The sequence below is a fragment of the Lelliottia jeotgali genome, from assembly GCF_016771845.1.
Lineage (GTDB): Bacteria > Pseudomonadota > Gammaproteobacteria > Enterobacterales > Enterobacteriaceae > Enterobacter > Enterobacter jeotgali.
In genome coordinates this window covers 800,021-820,456 of sequence record NZ_JAENMQ010000001.1, presented here as the reverse complement: position 1 = coordinate 820,456, position 20,436 = coordinate 800,021, and the positions used below count along the sequence as shown (strand labels likewise).

The window sequence follows — 20,436 nt, the reverse complement described above, 5'->3', positions numbered from 1 at the left end:
CCTCCACCTGTGTTACACCTGCGGGAAAATAATCTCTAAAGCCTGAAGCGAGTCTTCCCAGTCGGCACGTTCAAAAATACCTTGTTGCAAGAAAGCTTCCAGCTGCGGCCAGAGCGTTATCGCTTTGTCGAGCATCGGATCGCTGCCTTTGGCATAAGCCCCGACGCTCACCAGGTCGCGGTTGCGCTGGAAGCTTGAAAGTAATTGTTTAAAGTTACGCACGCGGGCGTAATGTTTTTCGGTAATCAGGGCGGTCATCGCACGGCTGATCGAGGCTTCGATATCAATCGCCGGATAGTGGCCCGCTTCCGCCAGATGGCGGGAAAGCACGATATGACCGTCGAGGATCGCACGCGCCGAGTCGGCAATCGGGTCCTGTTGGTCATCGCCCTCGGTCAGTACCGTATAAAATGCAGTGACGGAACCGCCGCCGCTCACGCCATTACCCGCGCGTTCAACCAAGGCAGGCAGTTTGGCAAACACCGACGGTGGATAGCCTTTGGTCGCCGGTGGTTCGCCGATCGCCAGCGCGATTTCACGCTGCGCCATCGCATAACGGGTGAGGGAATCCATAATCAGCAATACGTGCTGGCCGCGATCGCGGAAATCTTCGGCGATACGGGTGGCGTATGCCGCCCCTTGCATACGCAGAAGGGGAGACACATCCGCCGGAGCAGCAATCACCACCGAACGCGCACGTCCGTCGGCGCCGAGAATGTTCTCGATAAAATCTTTAACTTCACGACCACGCTCACCGATAAGGCCAACGACAATCACGTCGGCTTCGGTGTAACGCGCCATCATGCCGAGCAGCACCGATTTCCCGACGCCCGAACCGGCAAACAGGCCCATACGCTGCCCGCGACCGACGGTCAGCAGGGCGTTGATCGGACGCACGCCGGTGTCCAGTACGTGTTCAATCGCCGTTCGTTGCAGCGGGTTCACGGGCTGAGTGACCAGCGCGCCGGTTTCGGTGGTGTCGGGAGCAGGCAGTCCGTCGAGCGGTTTACCCGCACCGTCAAGCACGCGGCCTAACAGCGCCGGACCGAGGGGCAATTGTTTGCCGCTGTGCAGCCCGTCGCCGGTATTATTTTTGGCGTACACCCGCGCGCCGGGCAGAATGCCTTCTACCTCTTCGAGCGGCATTAAAAACAGACGTTGTCCGTTAAAACCGACGACTTCGCTTTCGACTTCGCGGGTTTCATTGGCGTCCTGGCGTTCGATCACGCAGGTCGCGCCGAGCGGCAACTGAAGGCCAGTGGCTTCCAGTACCAGCCCGGTGGCACGGGTCAGACGCCCATAACGACGGACAGACGGCAGTTGCGCCATCTTCGTTTCAAAGTTATCGAGAGTGGTGAGCCAGCGCGTGAGACGGGCGGTCATCAGACAACTCCCGGCGCAGCCAGACGGCACAATTCCTGCCAGCGCGTGGCGACGCTGGCATCGAGATCGCCTTCATCAGCCGATACTTTGCAGCCGCCGTGGTGTAACGATGGATCGCCGCGCAGACGCCAGCCGTGCAGGCTCAGCGTCGCGCCGAGCATCTCTTCGACGCGCTGTAAATCATCGGGATGCACGCGCAGCTGCGGTTTACCGCTGAACAGCGGTTCCTGCTGGAGCAAACCCTGAATCTGTTTAATCAGTGCGGAGTTATCCACCGCGGGCGTATGGCCAATCACCTGACGCGCGGCTTCCAGCGCCATTTGCATCAGACGCGAGGCAATCACGCTATCGAGCGCGTCGAGCGTGTTTTGAAACTCGCTCACCAGCTGCTGCATCCGCGCATGTACCGGGGCTTGCTGCTGGCGAGATTGCTCAAGGCCCTGTTCCAGACCCTGCGCTTTACCTTCCTCATAACCCTGCTGGTGGCCCAGCTGGCGGCCTTCGTTCATTCCGGCGGTGTAGCCTTGCTCATGCGCCTGCATTTGCAACTGCGCCAGCATTTGCGTGCGCTGCTCTTCTTCGCTCAGCTCTGGCGCATCGTCCGTCACGTCTTCCTCGCTGGCCTGAACCAGCGCGGGCATAAACTCCGTCATGGGTGGCGCCAGATCGTCCGGAGTCCAGCGCTTCCACGGCAGTTCATTAGACATATGCATCGTCTCCGCTGCCAATCACCATCTCGCCAGTCTCGGCCAGACGACGAACGATGAGCAGGATCGCTTTCTGTTCGTTTTCCACCTGAGACAGACGAACCGGGCCACGGTTGGCAAGGTCGTCGCGCAGGATATCCGCCGCACGCTGAGACATGTTGCGCAGGAATTTCTCGCGCAGCGGCTGCTCGGCACCTTTGAGGGCGATAAGCAGAGATTCGGAGTCCACTTCCTGGAGCAGGCGCTGGACGCTGCGGTCGTCGACTTCGACCAGGTTTTCGAACAGGAACATCTCGTCGATAATTTTCTGAGCCAGCTCGCCGTCGAATTCGCGAACGGCGGTAATAACCGCTTCTTCCTGCTGCGTTTTCATCAGGTTGATAATTTCTGCTGCCGTTCTCACGCCGCCCATTTTGCTGCGCTTGAGGTTCTGGCCGTCGAGCAGGCTGTTCAGCACTTCGGTCAGTTCTGCCAGCGCGGCTGGCTGGACACCGCCAAAGGTAGCGATACGCAGCATCACGTCGTGACGCAGGCGTTCGTCGAACAGCGCCAGAATATCTGCCGCCTGGCCACGTTTGAGGTGAACCAGGATGGTAGCGATAATCTGCGGGTGCTCGTCGCGAATAAGGTCGGCGGCGCTCTGCGGCTCCATAAAGTTGAGCGTTTCGATGCCGCTGGCGGTATCGCGCGTTTCGAGAATATCTTCCAGCAGGCTGGCTGCACGTTCTTCGCCCAGCGCTTTGACCAGGACCGAACGCAGGTAGTCGTTGGCGTTGACGTTGAGCGCAGCGAACTGTTCCGCTTCCTGCTCAAACTCGGCCAGTACTTCTGTTAGCTGTTTATTGGAAATCTGACGCACATTCGCCATCGCCGCACTGAGCACCTGAACTTCGCGCTGGGAGAGGTGTTTAAACACCTCCGCCGCACGATCTTCACCGATGGTCATCAGCAGAATGACGCTTTTATCTGTACCGCTAAGATTACTCATCTTCGTTACCCATCCACTGGCGGATCACCAGCGCGACGACGCGTGGATCGTTATCTGACATTTCACGAATACGCTGGCTCATCACCTCAGCGCCCATGCGCTGATTGGCGCGGCGTTGCTGCATTTGCTCGTCTTTGCTCAGACGAACTTCAACAGCATCTTCCGTTTCCTGACGCGTATTCATGCTTTCTTGTGCGGCTTTGAGCTGTTCTGCGCGGCGGTTCAGCTGTGGACGAACACCTTTACGCCACAGCAGCCATGCGACAATCAGCACCAGTAACCAGCGGCCTGCGGACATCAGCTGATCGATAAACGATTGCTGTTGCCAGAATGGCAATTCGCCACCTGATTCGTCGCTTGCTGTGAACGGCGAGTTAACCACGTTCAGGGAGTCACCGCGTTTTTCGGAGTAGCCCATCGCTTCGCGGGTCAGGTCTTCGATCTGTTTCATCTGATCGGTGGTCAGCGGCAGTGGCTTTCCATCCGGCAGCGTTTTGTAGTTCACCACCACGGCAACGGACAGGCGCTGCACATCGCCGACGTTCATTTTGGTGTGGCGAATGGTGCGGTCCACTTCGTAGTTCGTGGTTTCATTACGGCTGGAATTACGCGGACCGGCGTTTGCCGCCGTCGACGTGGTCTGCTGTTGACCATTATTCTGCTGAGCGTTTTGCTGGTTCGCCGGAGGTGTTGAAATTGGCGCCGCGTTTGCCGGGGCAGGGGTATTCGAGAGCGCGCCTGGAACGCCGCCTGGATTCTGGCCACCAATCTGGTCGGTGGTATTCAGCTGGCGAGAACGCATCACCGCCTGAGCCGCATCGCCGTTCGGGCTGTACTGCTCTTCGGTCTGCTCTTTATTGGCGAAATCAATCTGGGCGGTGACTTGCGCGTGTACGTTACCAGTGCCGACGATCGGACCAAGAATCGCTTCGATACGACGCTGGACGCGGCCTTCGACATCGGTAGCATATTTAAGCTGCGCGTCATTCAGGTCGCGGCTGCTGGTGTTGGATTGCGTCAGCAGATGACCGCCCTGATCGACCACCGTGACGTTACCCGGCGGCAGACCTGCGACGGCGCTTGAGACCAGATGAGTCACGGCGCTGATTTGTCCTTCGTCCAGTGCGCGGCCAGGCTCAAGATTGACGGTCACTGAAGCAGTAGGGGATTTTTGTTCGCGCACGAACAGAGACGGTTTTGGCATCGCCAGGTGTACGCGAGCGCTTTTCACCGGGCCGAGCGTTTCAATGGTGCGGGCCAGTTCGCCTTCCAGCGCGCGCTGGTAGTTGATCTGCTCGCTAAACTGGCTGATACCGAATTTTTCCTGGTCCAGCAGTTCAAATCCGACCGCGCCGCCTTTCGGCAGGCCTTGCTGAGCCAGACGCAAACGCAGTTCGTGAACTTTGTCGGCCGGCACTTCCAGCGCACCGCCGTTATCCGCAAAGCGGTAAGGGATGTTCATCTGGGTCAGCTGGGTAACGATAGCCCCGCCGTCCTGATCGGAAAGATTGCTGTAAAGGGTGCGGTAGTCCGGGCTTTTCGCCCACAGGACCATCGCCACGAGAATCGCAATAGCGGCAGCGCCTGCCACGATCAACGGGATTTTAGGGTTCGCACGCAGGCGATTCATCCACTCGAGCGATTTATTTTGCGGTGCTGCAGATGCTGTCGCAGTCATAGCGCACCTCTAGGCTCGATGTGGATTACGTGATTCGTGTAGTGAAACAAAACTGACTCCCGGGTCGGCAAACACGACAAAAGGTCCATATTGATGGCCCAGCCATTATTTGATGATTCGGGATTTTCTATGCGTCAAATAACCTGGTTTTTTAACGCTATTTACCGCCATTATCTTATTGACAAGGTGCTAGTCTTGACCGCGTAAAAAACCATCCAGGGGAGAGTCATGGCTATACAGGGCATTGAAGGGGTGATCGGTCAGTTGCAGGCAACGGCGATGACGGCCCGCAATCAGGACGTTTCGGCGGATACGCAATCGACGGTCAGCTTTGCAGGGCAACTGCACGCCGCACTCGATCGCATCAGCGACACACAAAACGCGGCCCGCGTGCAGGCAGAAAAATTCTCCCTCGGCGAACCGGGTGTGGCGCTCAATGATGTGATGACCGATTTGCAAAAATCATCGGTCTCTTTGCAGATGGGGATTCAGGTACGTAACAAACTGGTAGCGGCTTACCAGGAAGTGATGGGCATGCAGGTGTAGTTCCTGCGACGAAAACCATCTTACGCTGGCGGCTTTAACGCTTTAATGCCACAATCTTTTTTTCTTCGCAGGCAGGAAAGATGATGAAAAAAAGTATTGTGGTTGGCGCACTGCTGGCGTTAACCGGTTGTGTACAGGTCGATAATTATCAGGACGTGATCAAGCATCCTGTTCCTTCAAATCTGGCGGGTTACTGGCAGTCGAAAGGGCCGCAAAGTAAAATGGTCAGCCCGGAAGCGATTGCTACGCTGGTGGTGACGGAGGAGGGCGATACTCTCGACTGCCGTCAGTGGCAGCGCGTGGTGGCGGTACCCGGTAAAATCATGCTGCGTTCCGATGATTTTTATAATGTCACCCGCAAGCTAGATATCTACCCGCTTGAACGCAATGGCAACACCCTGGAATATGATGGAATGGAATTGCAGCGCGTCGACCGTCCGACGGTAGAATGCGCCGATTACCTGACCAAGAATCCGCTTGAGAGCCAGGTGAAGTAGATTTTTTCGCTTATCCGGCCTACAGATCGGACTGTAGGCCGGGTAAGACGCAGCCACCACCCGGCAAAATTTCCCCAGGCTACAACACATCCTCCATTACCCAGATACTCACGCTGCCGCCTTTGCAGGTGAATGTCCCTTCGCCGTCGGCGGCGGTGGTGACGGTTTCTTCACGGTTGCTAAGGAAGTCTCGCCAGCTCCTGTTACCGTAATTCTCCCCCAGACACAGCACTTTTTCGCCATCGTCCCCGTTGGACATCACGACGACACAGCCCGGATCTTCATCCGTGCCGCTGCGGCTGAAGGCGATACAGTTCGGATGATCAAACCATAGCGTCTGCACGCCGTGGGCAAAGCGCTGGCGTGCGAGGATCAGTTCGTGGAGCTGTTCGATAACCGGCATCACGATAGGGTAGGTTTCACCATCGCCGCCGGTATCTTCATAGCTGGCGCCGAATAAATCTGGATAGAACACGCTCGGCACGCCATTTTCACGCAGCAAAATCAGGGCGTAGGCCAGCGGTTTAAACCAGGATTCGACCGGGGCTTCCAGCGCCTGTAACGGCTGAGTGTCATGGTTGGCGACCAGCGTCACGGCGTGGAACGGATCGGCTTCGACCAGCGTGCCGGTGAAAATCTGGCTCATGTCGTAGTCGCGGCCCTGGCGGGACGCTTCATGAAATTTCATCTGCAATGGTGCATCGAACAGCATGGTTTTGCCTTCCACCTGCTCGATATATTGCTGCAACTTGTCGACTTCATGCGACCAGTATTCCGCCACAATAAAAAGCGGCTTGGGCGCAACTTCCTGCACGTGTTCGATCCACTCTTTATAGAACCATGCGGGAATATGTTTTACCGCATCGAGGCGAAAACCGTCGCAGTGCGTTTGATCCATCACCCAGCGCGCCCAGTATTTCAGTTCTTCGGTGACCGCATGATTGCGAAAATCGATGTTTTCGCCCATCAGGTAGTCGAAATTCCCCATCTCATCATCGACCTGATCGTTCCAGCCGTCGCCGGTGTAGTCATTCACGATTTTGAAGATGCTGTCTTCGTTGGGGTTTTCAATGTGATCGATGCCGCTGAAGCATTTGTAATCCCAGATAAACTCGGAATACTGCCCGGCGCGAACCGGGAAGGTGTACCGCGTCCAGGCCTCACATTCGATCACCTCGTCGTCAATCTGCGTTCTATCCTGCTCATTCACCCGCTGCACGCGGATCGACTCTTTCTCATCTGCGCCCATTTTGTGGTTCACCACCACGTCCAGCAGTACGGCGATCTCATTGCTTTTTAACGCGTTAATCGCTTCCAGCAACTGGGCTTTATCGCCGTATTTGGTTGACACTGAACCTTTCTGATCAAACTCACCGAGATCGAACAGATCGTAAGAGTCGTATCCGACGGAATAGCCGCCCGATGCGCCTTTGTACGCCGGTGGCAGCCAAATCATGTTAATGCCGATTTCGTTGAGATTCGGGGCCAGTGCGGTCACTTCCCGCCACAGTTCACCGCCCGTGGGGTAATACCAGTGAAAACATTGTAATAGAGTGGGGTTTTTCATCTTCCGTGCTCCAGAATAAGGACACAGACAGTATGGTTGAGATAGGAAGAGTTAGCGGGTGAAATATGAAATTTCATTCACCCGCTGGGGTCTTGGTCGTCGCCAATCTAGAGATCATTGGGGAAAAGAATATTACCTGATAAACGTCCGTAGGCCGCATTGAGATTATGTTGTCGGGACGTTTGCCCAACCAGAGCTCTTAACTCTTCCATGCGCTGATTTAATAACGCTTTTAACTCAACTTCATTATCAAGGATCTGTTTCAGAATAGGGCGGATTTGCGCCTGTAAATGGGGCGCAATTTCGCTGGCATCCTGGAATCGTGTGAGTTTTTCTACGGCCGAAAGGTAATCGACTTCGTAAGCAATAAGCTCATCCCAACGCCCAGATTTTGTCAGAACCAGCATTGCGGTGCTGGTGGCTAACAACTGCTGATAATGCTGGAGCAACCCGAGATTGGCTTCCATTAGTAATTGTCCCGCACGTTTTGAGAATGTGGGCCTATCTCTTTCCAGGCGTCAGCAATGTTATTCAGCAACTCAACCACTTCATTGATGGCATTGATATCATTATGAAGATTGGCCTGTAAAAGACGCCTTGTCATGTAGTCGTAAAGGCTATCAAGATTTGTTGCCAGGTCTCCGCCAACGTCATGGTTGATACCTGACTGCAAACCGTTGCTGATAATGTTGATAGCCTTACTCAACGCCTGCCCTTTACCGGGAATATCCCCTTGCTCAATCAGTATCATGGCTTTTTTCATGGCGCTTAATGCGCCATCAAAAAGGAGCACCACCAACTGATGCGGGCTGGCGCTCAGGACGGCGCTTTCTACGCCGACCTGAGCATATGCCTGAATCCCCGATTTTGTATACATGGTAAAACCTCAACTCATCATTGATTAACTGTTCATGGCGTTGAACTGTTGGGTCAGATAGCTGCCTGTTGAATCCATCTGAGAAACAAGCTGACTCAAACTGGTAAATTGCGTTTTGTAACGCGCCATGGTGGCGGTAATTTGGTCGTTGACGCGATCATATTGATCAGAAAGTTGTTTCAGCGTTTTGTTAATACCGTCGGTGGCATTTTTGACTGAACCGTCGGTGCCTAAAATACTCTTCAACAAGCTGCTGGTTTGCGTCGCGAAACCGGTGGTTTTGCCATCGCCAGACAGGAATGAGACCACATCTGCGGATTTCTCGGTCAGCGCTTTATTCAGTTTGGTACTGTCAACGGTCAGTTTGCCGGTGATATCCTGGGTGATACCTAACTGAGACAGCGTGGCTAACTCACCGCTACCCTGTGCTGCCGACAGTTTTGAACGCAGCTGGGTCTGAATACTGCGCAGCGTACCGTCGCCCAGCAGATCGCCGTTGCTGGTGTCTTGCGCGCCGTTGCCCTGATCCACTTTTGTATATTTCGTCTGATTACCAATCGTGGTTTGCAGCGAGTTATACGCATCGACAAACGCCTGAACCGCATCGAGCATTGGCTGGTTGTCTTTAACCACCGTCAGAGTTTCCGGGCTGCCTTTATTCGTTTTGGTCAGATTCAGCGTAACGCCTTCTGGCGCATCAGTAATCGTGTTGCTGCTACGGGTAATTTCAATCCCGTTAATTTTGACCACCGCATCGGATGCTGCAACTTGCTCAGTCATCGCATTACTGGATGCTGCCGAATCGTAGCTCACGTATTTAGCCAGTTCGGCGTCATCCGTGGTGACCGTCATTTTATTCGTTGTGCCGCTGTCACGAGAGGTCAGCGCCAGATAATAGCTGTTGTCATCCGCTTTAATGATACTGGCGGTCACGCTGCCCTGTTTAGCGTTAATCGCGTCACGAACATCAGAGAGGCTCGTTTTATCGCTGGCCAACGTCACTGTCAGTGGATCTTTCTGACCCGGCTGCGTGATCGTCAGGGTGCGCGAGCTCATGCTGCTATCACCGAGATCGGTATCTTTGCTGGCCACTTTCGGGCTGAGCAAGGACTGTGAAGCGGCTAATCCAGTCACTTCAACAGAATAGGTTCCCGCAGTCGCACTGGTTGAGAGTGTGGTACTGAACGCCGAGTTGGTGCTGGACACCTTAGCCTGAGCAATAGCTGAGGTATTTTTTAACGCGTCAGAAGCCGTTTGTAATTTGGTTAACGAGGCCTGAACAACGTTCCACGCAGTGAGTTTTGCTTTATAAGAGGTTTGCTGCGTAGTAATAGGTGTCAGTTTGGTTTGCTCAGCTGTCTGTAAATTGTCATACAACGTACTGAGTCCCAGATTGGTACCTGCGCCGAGCGAACTGATACTTGCCATAACACTTCATCCTTTATTGAGACAATCACTGGATGGTCTATCGGCAGAAACGAAAAAAAGATTAGCGTTATTTTGCAAAAACAATGCGCAAATAAAGGCCGCAAATAATGTGTAGTTTGGGCTTTTAAAAAAATGATCTTTTTTTCTAAAGGTTGAGAACGCAGTGTCGATAATCAGAATGACGGTAAGAAAGCCGTGGGCAGTTGCCTGAATCTGATAACTAATTCGAAGGAATACATCATGGCTGTTATTAATACTAACACCCTTTCTCTGATGACTCAGAACAACCTGAGCAAATCTCAGTCTTCTCTGGGCACCGCGATCGAGCGCCTGTCCTCCGGCCTGCGTATTAACAGCGCAAAAGATGATGCAGCGGGTCAGGCGATTGCTAACCGCTTCACCTCTAACATCAACGGTCTGGGCGTTGCTGCACGTAACGCTAACGACGGTATCTCTCTGGCGCAGACTGCTGAAGGCGCACTGGGCGAAATCAACAATAACTTGCAGCGTATCCGTGACCTGACCGTTCAGGCGCAGAACAGCTCTAACTCTGCATCTGACATCGACTCCATTCAGGCTGAAGTTAACCAGCGTATGGAAGAAGTTAACCGCGTTACCACGCAGACTGACTTCAACGGCATCAAAGTACTGAACACCGGTACTGGCTCAAGCAGCTACAGCTTCCAGGTTGGCTCTAAAGATAACGAAACTATCGCTATCAACCTGAGCAGCTCTGATTCCTTCAACCTGTACAGCGCAACTGGCGCGACCTTTGATACCTCTGGTCAGACTATCAACGGCACTGCGCGTACGACGAAAGCTGAAGGCTTCGACGTTCTGAGCGGTACTGTTAACTCCACCGGTGGTGTTAACGGCGGCCCACTGGCTGACATCGATGCGGCAATTAAATCTGTTGATAACCAGCGCAGCCTGCTGGGTGCGTCTCAGAACCGTTTCGAGTCCACCATCACTAACCTGAACAACACCGTAAACAACCTGTCAGCTGCACGCAGCCGTATTCAGGATTCTGATTACGCGACAGAAGTGTCGAACATGTCTCGTGCGCAGATCCTGCAGCAGGCAGGTTCTTCTGTTCTGGCACAGGCCAACCAGGTTCCGCAGACCATGCTGTCCCTGCTGCGTTAATTCATTAATTAACGTTATCAAAGCGCCGCTTGTCGGCGCTTTTTTCTTTTATAATCAATCAAAAAGCGTTAAATAATATTTAAAACGCTAAAGTTTGTATGAGTCCTGTCGATAACCTTTATGAAGGCGATGAAGCCGCTGGCGGCATGCCAACCCATGACTCATATTGAAGGATACATACCATGGCAGTGATTAATACTAACACCCTGTCGCTGATGACTCAGAACAACCTGAGCAAATCTCAGTCCTCCCTGGGCACCGCGATTGAGCGTCTGTCTTCTGGTCTGCGTATCAACAGCGCAAAAGATGATGCTGCTGGTCAGGCGATCGCCAACCGCTTCACCTCTAACATCAACGGTCTGGGCGTTGCTGCACGTAACGCTAACGACGGTATCTCTCTGGCGCAGACTGCTGAAGGCGCACTGGGCGAAATCAACAACAACTTGCAGCGTATCCGTGACCTGACCGTTCAGGCGCAGAATAGCTCTAACTCTGCATCTGACATCGACTCCATCCAGGCTGAAGTTAACCAGCGTATGGAAGAAGTTAACCGTGTAACTCAGCAGACCGATTTCAACGGCATCAAAGTGCTGAACACCGGTACTGGTTCAAGCAGCTACAGCTTCCAGGTTGGCTCTAAAGATAACGAAACTATCGCTATTAACCTGAGCAGCTCAGATAGCTACAACCTGTTCAGCACCGCTGGCGCAACTGGCGCAACTGGTGGCATGGTTAACGGTAACGCGCGTACCACTTCTGCAGAAGGTTTCGACGTTCTGAGCGGTACTATCACTTCTGGCGGTACTACCGATGGCAGCCCACTGGCTGACATCGATGCGGCAATCAAATCTGTTGATAACCAGCGCAGCCTGCTGGGTGCGTCTCAGAACCGTTTCGAGTCCACCATCACTAACCTGAACAACACCGTAAACAACCTGTCAGCTGCACGCAGCCGTATTCAGGACTCTGATTACGCGACAGAAGTGTCGAACATGTCCCGTGCGCAGATCCTGCAGCAGGCAGGTTCTTCTGTTCTGGCACAGGCCAACCAGGTTCCGCAGACTATGCTGTCCCTGCTGCGTTAATTATCTTAGCGCAAATCAAAGGCATCTTCGGATGCCTTTTTTTATGTGCAATCGAAAGAGATAGCCGCTTTTATGTTTGCTGTTTTTCGCCTCATATTCCCCCTCGTCGCGCACAATAACCTGTTTTCATTTCTGTCTTCTGAACGTTGTGACGTGCAGGCATAAAAAGGAACCAGGATGCAAAGTTACTTACTCAGTGTTGATAAATTCGACGCTTATACACCCTATACCGTTGAGATTCTCGACCTGGTCGATTTCTGGTTGGCGCAGGACATTCACATTGACTTGTGCACGCAGTCTGCCGGCAGGGCCATGAATGGAAAGCTGGATGAGCTTAAAAAGACAGGGCGTTTCCGGGTCATTAGCGAAGAACAAGGCGACATCGCTCCAGCGTATGATCTAATTTTTATCTGGCGCGGATTCGTGAGTCAGAAGCTGATGACCGCGCTGCATGAGCAGCGTCTGAGCGGCCCGATAGTGTTCCGCCACTTCAGCGATTACAACGATCTTTACATTCCATACGGCGTACAGCTTGAAAACGATCTTGCGTCCCTGACGCTTGGGCTTTCTACACTGACGTGCGAGCAGTTAAAACTAACGGGTATCGCCGAGGACCAACTGGCACTGATGCCGTGGCTTGTTCCACAGCGATTTATAGATTACCAGGCACAGGCCCGTTCGACAGAACTAAAGCAGATCCTGTACGTTGCGCCTGAAATGTCTGCTGAAATATATGAATTACAACAAAAGGCAGCCGACATTGGGGTAACGCTGCACTGGCTGGATGAAAAACAGCAGCTGAATCTTGTTGAACCGGAATGGTTGTCACAATACGACGTTATTATTGCTAACGAGTCTTTAGTCGCCAAATCTCTGGCTCTTGGGATCCCCGTATTTTTAGCCGTTAATGGCTATGTGGACGATTATATCGATGCCGATAACATCGCAGCCCATGAGCACAATCACTTCAGCGGGATGTCGCTGCGCAACTCCCCGGATAGCGATGAATGGCTCTCATTACTGCAAAATGGTTATCAGGCTGCGGCGCGCTGGACGCGTGATAACCGCGTGCAGTGGTCAAAAACCTGGGGAATTAAAGAGGTCCTTGCGCGGATCTTTACGTCGTCTTTCCCGGTTAAAAAAACGGTTTTGGATCAAAAATCGTGCGATGCGCTGACTTTGCACAGAAAGGCGCTTCTGGCGCACCAGTCGCTGAAATACTCGATGAGCCGCTGGCTGGAAGACCGCAAAATTAGCGATGCACGCCGGGATGCGCTGCTTTCGATAGCGGTTGACGCGCCGGGCGCTGACAGTATTGGCGTGGTAGTCATTTCTCGCAACGGGGATGCAGAAGCTTGTCAGCGGACGCTGGCCTCAGTGTCAATGCAGTCCCTCCCGGCTGAAAGCGTAGATGTAATAGCTGAACAGAATTTTGCCTCTGGCGACAGACCGTTAATCGGCGTTGGCAAGGGCTGGGCTGAAAGTCTGAATGCACTGCTTAATCAGCGTAAAGCCGATGCGCTGTTGGTGGTTCCTGCGGGCTTCACGCTAACTGATGATGCTCTGCTGCATTTTGCCGCCTTTCGCGTGAAAAACCAGAAAGCGTTGGCAGTGTACTGTGATGAGATGCTGGAATCGGCTCACGAAGAGCCGCTGCTGACGCTGCGTCCGGGGAAGAATATCGATCTCCTGCGTGCAACGCCTTATCCGGGCCAAACCTGGCTAATCAACCGTGAAGCCGCACTTCAGGTAGGAGGAGTCGACAGTCGTTTTCAGGAAATGGCGCTGATTGATCTCATCTGGCGTTTTGTGGAAGCAGGGGGATCCGCTGCGTTTGACCGGGTTGCTGAAGTTCTGGTATCGGCGGACAGTTTGCCTAAGGTGTGGCAAACCTCAGCGAAAGTATTGGCTGAACACCGGTTGGTCGTCATTGAGCATCTTGAGCGTCTGGGGATTACTGCTTCACTGGAAGAAGGGAATGATCTACCCCGTCCACGCATTCGCTATCACTGGGATGTTAAACCGCTGGTTTCGATCATCATCCCGACCCGCGACCACGTGGCGTTACTGCGTCGGTGCATCGAAAGCCTGATGGAAAAAACGCAGTACTCACAGTACGAGCTGTTGATTGTCGATAATCAGTCAGTGGAGGCGGATGCATGCGATTTTCTCGGGCAGCTTGAACGGCTGGGGATAGACCAGGTTCGCGTGCTGCGTCATGACGCACCGTTCAACTTTGCACAAATGAATAATCTGGCCGCGCAATACGCGCGAGGCGAAATCCTGCTGTTCCTGAATAACGACTGCGAAATTATTGATGGAAACTGGCTGGAGGCAATGGTCGAACATGCGCTACGTCCTGAAATTGCTCTGGTGGGTGCTCGTCTGGAATATGCAGATGGTCGCGTACAGCATGGCGGTTACCTTACCGGTATTCAACAGGGCGTGGGCGTTGCATTTGAAGGGGTTGAGGGTGACAGCAGCGGGTTCGAGCACTTCCTCAAAACACCCCATAACCTGAATGCCGTTAGCGCGTCCTGCATGATGGTAAGGAAAGACGTTTTCTTCTCCCTGAATGGTTTCACTGAAGAGGTATTCCCGCTTTATTTTGCCGATGTAGACCTCAGTTTGCGTGCGCAGGCCCAGGGTTATCTGAATATCTGGACGCCTTATGCAAGGGTAAAACACATGGGGGGAGCCACGCGGCTACTCAGCCAGAAGTTCCACGTTCAGGAACGCCCGCTGGTAGAGGACTATTCCGCACTGTATCAGGAATGGCGACAAGCGTTACTGGCCGATCCTTCATATCATCCACTGATGCAAAAAGCGGGCACACCTTTTACATTGAGTGAAAACACGGCTCGATTCCATGAGCCGCTTCCGGGCCGTCCTTTACCCGTGATTCTGGCGCACCACATCAACTGGCAGGGGAATGGGCACCATCGCGTGTTGCAGCCGTTCAAAGCAATGGAGCGTCATACGCTGCTGGAAGGGGGGCTGGTTAATGCAATTCCCGGTCTGATGGAAGTGGCACAGCTACAACCTGATGTGGTTTTACTTGAACTGCCGACAGGAAGTCGCTTCCCGGATGTGATGCAGCAAATGCGAAATATCTCAGGGGCAAAAATTGTCGTTGAATATGATGACTATCTCCTGAATCTGCCGATGAAAAATGGCAATAACAGTAAATTCCCACAGCATATGGCAAAGAGTCTGCGCAAGATTATGGACAGTGCGGACTGGGTGGTGGTGTCTACCGCGCCTCTGGCAGAAGCCTACAGTCGCTTCCATTCTGATATCCGTATCGCGCAAAACCGCCTGGCACCGGACCAGTGGGGGCATTTACGCAGTCTGAGTGGGACAGGTAAAAAAGTCCGCGTCGGCTGGGCAGGGGGCAGTTCTCATGCCGGAGATCTGGAGATCCTGTTGCCTCTCATCAAAGAGCTGGAGCATGAGGTCGAGTGGGTCTTTATGGGAATGAAACCCAAAAATGTGCGCTGCGAATTCCACCCTGGCGTGCCATTCGAAATGTACCCCGAAAAACTGGCAAGCCTGAACCTGGATCTGGCGCTGGTACCACTTGAAATCAATCACTTCAATGAGTGTAAAAGTAACTTACGGCTTCTGGAAATAGGCACCTGTGGGGTTCCGATTATTGCCACGGATATTGAACCTTATCGCTGCGATCTGCCGGTAACGTTGGTAGAAAACCGCTTCAAAAATTGGATGAGCGCGATTCGGGCGCACATCAGCGATGCGCAGTATCTTGCCTCTCAGGGGGATAAACTACGCGAAGCAATTCATCGCGACTGGTATTTGCGAAATAACGGTCTTGATGACTGGCGCAAAGCCTGGTTGATGGACAGGAAGTAAAAAAGTAAAGGCACCTGCAAAGGTGCCTTTCTGTTTCTGCGTTACGCAAGCCAATGTGCGGCATGAAGGGATAAATCATCGCGCCATAGCATACCGTTTTGTCTCACCTGATCTTTAAGTGCATCCCCTGCGTTCAAGCGAGCGCGCGGATCTTGTACGTACGCGGAGATGGCTTCAATCCAGCTATTATTAGTGTTTTTCACGCGAGTCACCCGATACTCATTGCGCATACTAATGTTATCGCTGCAAATGACCGGATAACCGCAGGCACCAAACTCAAGCAGGCGGATCACACTGCGGTGACGGTTATAAGCGGTGTCCGCGAACGGCTCCAGGACAAGGTCAAGATTCAGAGAGGCTAGTTTTTGCGGATAACACTCTGGGGTTACGGAAGGATGATACTCAGTAACATGAGCGCGCAGTGACGGCGGGCAATATCCCATCAATACCCACTCTACGCTTTTGGATAGCTGCACGATGGCTTTGTGAATGATTTCGAGGTCCGTGATATTTTCGCCATCACCTATCCAGCCGATGCGGGGTTTGTGGCCATATCCACGCGCGCTTATAAGATTGTCCCAGTGCGTCGGGGATAAACGCGGTGTAACGATGCGAATGTCATGATGCCAGGTCGCGCATGTTTCTGCCACCATCGGCGAGCTGACTACCAGGCGGTCTGTGTGACGCAGGGTGGCCTGCAACGCTGCGCTCAAATCGCCGGTTAGTGTCTCGCGTAAAGTCGATTTTGCCGACAGTGCTGGAAGATAATTATCCAGCGTGAAGACGGTGAACTGTGATGTTGCTTTACGCACTCGTTCCAGCCATTCCTGAGCGGCCGGTGAAATCGTCTCCTGCAAAATCAGGCTTGCGGGAGAAATACGCGCCATTTCACCGATTGATGGCGGTACGAAAGGAACCAGCGTTTCGGCAACAGCTTCATCATTGAACAGCGTTAATTGATTGATGAAATGCTGCTGGTGGCGATGAGTTCTGCCAGCAGTTATCGCAAGGAGCGTCGGGATCGGATTCCAGTGCAGCGGTTTCCAGGTTCCCGGTGCATCAGTCTGAAGCTGGAATCCGGTATTATTCAATGACAAATTGGGGTTGTAGGCCGGATCGTTGGCAATCAGTGGCAGCCATTTCTGATACATCGCATCTTGCTCACCCATAAAACGCTGACGTTTTTTTTCCTGAGTAGCTTTATCCACAGATTTTTGGCTGACGCTGCCCTCATGCATCACTACTGAATACGGCGTCCATACTGTCAGATAACCGGCTTCACGTACTTTGAGGCAGAAATCCACATCATTGTAGGAGACGCGGAACTGTTCTTCGTCGAGGCCACCAACTGCCTCGTAAACCGATTTACGGACCAGCAGACAGGCGGCTGTCACCACATTGTAGTTTTGATCGCAGTGCAGACGATTCATATAACCCGGTTTGTCTTTTTCACTGTTAATGAAGGGGTGATCCGCAGGGCCTCTTAATCCCATTACCACGCCTGCATGCTGAATATTACCGCTTGGGTATAGTAACCGGGCTCCCGTTATCCCCACTTCAGGGCGTAAACCATGATTCAGAAGATGGTCGAGCCAGTTGTTTTCAATCACACCCGTATCATTGTTCAGCAACACCAAATATTCGCCACGCGCCTCACGGGCTGCCATGTTATTGATTGCGGAATAGTTAAAAGGGTGAGGGTAGCGCAAAACGCGAATGCGCTGCGGATCGATAGTTGAAATCCCGTTTAGCCACTCAAGCGCTTCTGGCGTTTCACTGTTATTGTCGACGATCAGCACTTCGTAATTCGGATAACGTGTTTTTTCCAGCAGGGTAGTGACACAGTGAACGAGGATCGGCAACTGATCTTTTGTCGGAATAATAATGGAAACCAGCGGTTGCTGCTGATGATGATAACGTAAGGCATAGAGCCCTGGACGCTCTGATTCCACTTCCCCTGCAGGATAACCGCGCTGGCGAAGATGATTGCGCAGGATAGTTTTTTCTTCATCGAGAGCAATCGTGAACTGGCCGTGCGAGGCGACTAAAGGTTCTGGAATATGCCCCGCAAACTGAATGCCTTTTTGCTCAATCAGGCGGACGATATATTCAAATTGCCATGCCTGGCGGTACATTCGATTAAACCCGCCAAGCGACATCAGCGTTGAGCGCTTGAAAATCCAGTGACGGGACATTTCTGCCGGGTTACTCAGGAGCAAATCGAGGTTAAAGTCCGGGCGCAGCGTGGTCCCTGTGATTTTGTTGCCAACGATATTCACTTCGTCAGCATAAATAGCATCGCAGCCCGAAGCGCCTTCCAGAGCCAGATCGAAAGATAACAATCCGCTGACCAGAAGTTGTTCGCCGGCCTCTAATACCATGACCCAATCGTGCGAACTTGCCGTCAGAAAATCGTTGATACGGGAAACAGCATTTAATACCGTCGCATCTATTACAGACGTCGGATATCGAGTGGGTGAAACACTGTTACCCACAATAACGGGATGAAGCGTCAGCCCAAAACCCTGCCACGCAGTGATACTATCCACTGTACGTTCAAGCGCATCTGCGTGCCCATTTTCGCGGATAAATACGCAAAGTGACTGTTGGATAGCGCGCGATGCCTGGAAAGAGGCAGCCAGCTCTTGATGTTGCGGGGGGAGAGTTCGTGATTCGACCCACTTTGTTATTTGCTCGCTGTGGTAATCCTGAGCGCTACGGTGCATCGCGTGCTGCAATGCATGCACAAGATTGACCTGATGCACTTCATTCGGTGAGTGCAACGCAGCAATCGTTACATGCTGGTTTTCTTCTTTCGAACCTTTATACCAACCCAATTTTTTGATCAATTGCGGCATCAAAGAGTAGGTTCTGGTGACCTGCTCCTGCTGCGATTTTGCCATTTGGCTGATTTGCGAGTCAGATATCCGGAATGAAGAGAGCGGTTCGCTGATGAACGCGAGGTCTCCTTTACGGAATAACTTAATCATTAGCGCGGCATCGGCAAAATAAGGCATTTCCTCGTTATCAATATTGAATATTTGATCGCCAAGTGCGAGTAGATCGTCGCGATAGCACAGGAAAACGCTGGGCTCACCAATAAAGTTAACCTGATAATCACACAGGAAGGAAATAAGATCATTTCCGCTGAGAAGCGTGTCCTGCTGGAAAGGAAACGCGGTGGCGACAATATCAGGTAATATATTCCCGAGTTCATCAATGCGTGTTCTACGTGAAGATGCCAGGACAATTTCAGGATTATCGTTTAGGGCTTTTACTAATCGGGATATACAGTTTTTAGCGATGAGATCATCATCATACAGAAATTTAATGTATTTCCCTTTTGCATGGCTGAGGCAATGCAAAACATTTCCGGTTTCCAGCAGACGTTGAGTGTTTTTATGATAACTAATTGGCTTACCTGAGGAGCGGGCAAGGTGCTCGCACGTCACGCGGATAGCGTCGTTGTCACCATCATCGCAAACAATAATTTCAGTATTCGGCCAGTCCTGATCTATTGCGCTCTGGAGTGCTTGTTCGAAGAAATCGGCCTTGTAAGCCGGAATGAGAATACTGACTAATTCATGCTGAGACATATTTTTTCTCGTCATTATTATTTTCTTCTTCGAATGACCTATCCTGAGGTTCTATTTGAACACGGATATAATGCTTACGGCCCTGTGCGTCTTTGAAGAATGCGTTTTTCAACGTTCCGTGAGTCAGTGACCTTAATAAATCAATGTGTTCTCTGAGCGATCCTGTTTTGTCTAAATCAAGCTCGCAGCATTTCCTGAAATCAGCAATGCTATTGTAATTACCTTCAGATTCTGGACAAGTCGTCGGGTAATCACCTGAAATAAGGTTAATAATATTCTGGTCAAGCAAGGTTTTTTCTTCAGCGATAATCTTGCGATACACCTCGAATGAGGTATCGCTTTCTGCAATCTGGATGACCGACTGATAAATAATCGCACCGTGATCGACTTCGTTGTCCATCAGATGAATGGTCACTCCCGCAGGGAGTTTGTTCATTATTGAGAAAACCTGGGGAAACCACCCTCTGTTGTAAGGATTAACACCCGGATGGACATTAATACACCTGACATGGGTGACCAGTTTTTCAGGGAAAATCTGCTTACAGTGAAGGCTAAACACAAGGTCGGTTGTCGCTATAATGTCATCCACAGTGAGACTGTCCCGCAGATCGCTTGATTTAGCACCTAACGCTGCCATTGCTTCCGGCTGTGGGTTTTTCGCAGAGTAGCAAAGCTTCATCTGAATCCCTTTCAGCTCAGGCACATTCTCCATAAGGCGCATGAAATGCTTCGATAACTCAGGGTTGTCAGAAATGACGAGGATTGCAGATGGCAGCTGTTTGGTATGATTTTCGATCATGATGAATCTCAGTCGATGAGAAAAATGTGCAGATCAGCAACCTCAGCGATGATGTTAAACACCGGTTGATTGATTCGCTGCGAACAGATGAGAGATTTTTGTTATTTTATCGCTGCCGAACTCTCCCCATGACGAAAACAGCAGGGCAATTTGCATTCTTTTTAGCCTATAGCGTGTTTTGCTGCGGATTCAGCAGTGGTTTGCCGGTAATAAGGACACCAAATTGGCGTTTGTTCGAGCGATCATTGACGTCATTAACTTATAAA

General features: G+C 52.1%; 15 protein-coding genes. 5 read left to right on the top strand and 10 right to left on the bottom strand.

Features of this window, described 5'->3' with window-relative positions; all coding sequences use genetic code 11:
• Positions 1-12: 12 nt before the first annotated feature.
• The 4 genes from fliI to fliF are packed head-to-tail and all read right to left on the bottom strand — an operon-like array spanning position 13 to position 4,756.
• Positions 13-1,383 (bottom strand): flagellar protein export ATPase FliI, encoded by a 1,371-nt coding sequence (gene fliI, locus JBO43_RS03935; RefSeq protein ID WP_095282468.1) that lies wholly within the window; start codon positions 1,381-1,383, stop codon positions 13-15.
• Positions 1,383-2,090 (bottom strand): flagellar assembly protein FliH, encoded by a 708-nt coding sequence (gene fliH / locus JBO43_RS03930; RefSeq protein WP_202673750.1) that lies wholly within the window; start codon positions 2,088-2,090, stop codon positions 1,383-1,385. Before fliH ends, fliI begins: the two co-directional genes overlap by 1 nt.
• The gene (gene fliG, locus JBO43_RS03925) at positions 2,083-3,078 is read right to left on the bottom strand and encodes a flagellar motor switch protein FliG (protein ID WP_095282466.1); all 996 of its coding nucleotides are present in this window, start codon (positions 3,076-3,078) and stop codon (positions 2,083-2,085) included. The genes fliH and fliG overlap by 8 nt, the downstream gene beginning before the upstream one ends.
• Complete coding sequence (fliF, locus tag JBO43_RS03920; RefSeq protein WP_202673749.1) at positions 3,071-4,756, bottom strand: flagellar basal-body MS-ring/collar protein FliF; 1,686 nt, start codon at positions 4,754-4,756, stop codon at positions 3,071-3,073. Before fliF ends, fliG begins: the two co-directional genes overlap by 8 nt.
• A 228-nt stretch (positions 4,757-4,984) precedes the next feature.
• Between fliF and fliE the strand changes: the two genes are divergently transcribed.
• Together fliE and yedD are read left to right on the top strand one after the other, a co-directional pair.
• Positions 4,985-5,302: a flagellar hook-basal body complex protein FliE gene (gene fliE / locus JBO43_RS03915; protein WP_103946121.1), complete on the top strand. Its 318-nt coding sequence runs from the start codon at positions 4,985-4,987 to the stop codon at positions 5,300-5,302.
• An 83-nt stretch (positions 5,303-5,385) separates the two neighbouring features.
• Complete coding sequence (gene yedD / locus JBO43_RS03910) at positions 5,386-5,799, top strand: lipoprotein YedD (protein WP_095282463.1); 414 nt, start codon at positions 5,386-5,388, stop codon at positions 5,797-5,799.
• Positions 5,800-5,878: 79 nt separating this feature from the next.
• On the opposite strand, the gene amyA is transcribed toward yedD, so the two are convergent.
• From amyA to fliD, 4 genes are all read right to left on the bottom strand, one after another.
• Positions 5,879-7,366: an alpha-amylase gene (gene amyA, locus JBO43_RS03905; protein WP_202673748.1), complete on the bottom strand. Its 1,488-nt coding sequence runs from the start codon at positions 7,364-7,366 to the stop codon at positions 5,879-5,881.
• 107 nt (positions 7,367-7,473) lie between these two features.
• Positions 7,474-7,833, bottom strand: coding sequence for a flagella biosynthesis regulatory protein FliT (gene fliT / locus JBO43_RS03900; RefSeq protein ID WP_103946119.1), 360 nt, complete (start codon positions 7,831-7,833; stop codon positions 7,474-7,476).
• Entirely contained in the window at positions 7,833-8,243 is a 411-nt protein-coding gene (fliS, locus tag JBO43_RS03895) for a flagellar export chaperone FliS (RefSeq protein ID WP_103946118.1), read from the bottom strand. Before fliS ends, fliT begins: the two co-directional genes overlap by 1 nt.
• Positions 8,244-8,267: 24 nt before the next feature.
• Positions 8,268-9,671, bottom strand: a complete 1,404-nt coding sequence (gene fliD / locus JBO43_RS03890) for a flagellar filament capping protein FliD (protein WP_103946117.1) — start codon at positions 9,669-9,671, stop codon at positions 8,268-8,270.
• A gap of 240 nt (positions 9,672-9,911) precedes the next feature.
• Between fliD and JBO43_RS03885 the strand changes: the two genes are divergently transcribed.
• The 3 genes from JBO43_RS03885 (at position 9,912) to JBO43_RS03875 (ending at position 15,775) form a co-directional block, all read left to right on the top strand.
• The gene (locus tag JBO43_RS03885; protein ID WP_103946116.1) at positions 9,912-10,817 is read left to right on the top strand and encodes a flagellin N-terminal helical domain-containing protein; all 906 of its coding nucleotides are present in this window, start codon (positions 9,912-9,914) and stop codon (positions 10,815-10,817) included.
• A gap of 182 nt (positions 10,818-10,999) precedes the next feature.
• The gene (locus JBO43_RS03880; protein WP_103946115.1) at positions 11,000-11,902 is read left to right on the top strand and encodes a flagellin N-terminal helical domain-containing protein; all 903 of its coding nucleotides are present in this window, start codon (positions 11,000-11,002) and stop codon (positions 11,900-11,902) included.
• 177 nt (positions 11,903-12,079) lie between these two features.
• Positions 12,080-15,775, top strand: a complete 3,696-nt coding sequence (locus JBO43_RS03875) for a glycosyltransferase (protein ID WP_202673747.1) — start codon at positions 12,080-12,082, stop codon at positions 15,773-15,775.
• A 41-nt stretch (positions 15,776-15,816) separates the two neighbouring features.
• Here JBO43_RS03875 and JBO43_RS03870 read toward each other — a convergent pair whose 3' ends face one another.
• Both JBO43_RS03870 and JBO43_RS03865 read right to left on the bottom strand, forming a co-directional pair.
• A complete protein-coding gene (locus JBO43_RS03870; protein ID WP_202673746.1) occupies positions 15,817-19,371 on the bottom strand; it encodes a glycosyltransferase in 3,555 nt (1,184 codons plus the stop codon).
• Positions 19,358-20,170, bottom strand: a complete 813-nt coding sequence (locus tag JBO43_RS03865; protein WP_202673745.1) for a dTDP-4-amino-4,6-dideoxyglucose formyltransferase — start codon at positions 20,168-20,170, stop codon at positions 19,358-19,360. The genes JBO43_RS03870 and JBO43_RS03865 overlap by 14 nt, the downstream gene beginning before the upstream one ends.
• Positions 20,171-20,436 lie beyond the last annotated feature (266 nt).

Coding starts and splice junctions, on each gene's coding strand:
- fliI (WP_095282468.1), bottom strand. CDS start 1,383: ATGACCGCCCGTCTCACGCGCTGGCTCACCACTCTCGATAACTTTGAA.
- fliH (WP_202673750.1), bottom strand. CDS start 2,090: ATGTCTAATGAACTGCCGTGGAAGCGCTGGACTCCGGACGATCTGGCG.
- fliG (WP_095282466.1), bottom strand. CDS start 3,078: ATGAGTAATCTTAGCGGTACAGATAAAAGCGTCATTCTGCTGATGACC.
- fliF (WP_202673749.1), bottom strand. CDS start 4,756: ATGACTGCGACAGCATCTGCAGCACCGCAAAATAAATCGCTCGAGTGG.
- fliE (WP_103946121.1), top strand. CDS start 4,985: ATGGCTATACAGGGCATTGAAGGGGTGATCGGTCAGTTGCAGGCAACG.
- yedD (WP_095282463.1), top strand. CDS start 5,386: ATGAAAAAAAGTATTGTGGTTGGCGCACTGCTGGCGTTAACCGGTTGT.
- amyA (WP_202673748.1), bottom strand. CDS start 7,366: ATGAAAAACCCCACTCTATTACAATGTTTTCACTGGTATTACCCCACG.
- fliT (WP_103946119.1), bottom strand. CDS start 7,833: ATGGAAGCCAATCTCGGGTTGCTCCAGCATTATCAGCAGTTGTTAGCC.
- fliS (WP_103946118.1), bottom strand. CDS start 8,243: ATGTATACAAAATCGGGGATTCAGGCATATGCTCAGGTCGGCGTAGAA.
- fliD (WP_103946117.1), bottom strand. CDS start 9,671: ATGGCAAGTATCAGTTCGCTCGGCGCAGGTACCAATCTGGGACTCAGT.
- JBO43_RS03885 (WP_103946116.1), top strand. CDS start 9,912: ATGGCTGTTATTAATACTAACACCCTTTCTCTGATGACTCAGAACAAC.
- JBO43_RS03880 (WP_103946115.1), top strand. CDS start 11,000: ATGGCAGTGATTAATACTAACACCCTGTCGCTGATGACTCAGAACAAC.
- JBO43_RS03875 (WP_202673747.1), top strand. CDS start 12,080: ATGCAAAGTTACTTACTCAGTGTTGATAAATTCGACGCTTATACACCC.
- JBO43_RS03870 (WP_202673746.1), bottom strand. CDS start 19,371: ATGTCTCAGCATGAATTAGTCAGTATTCTCATTCCGGCTTACAAGGCC.
- JBO43_RS03865 (WP_202673745.1), bottom strand. CDS start 20,170: ATGATCGAAAATCATACCAAACAGCTGCCATCTGCAATCCTCGTCATT.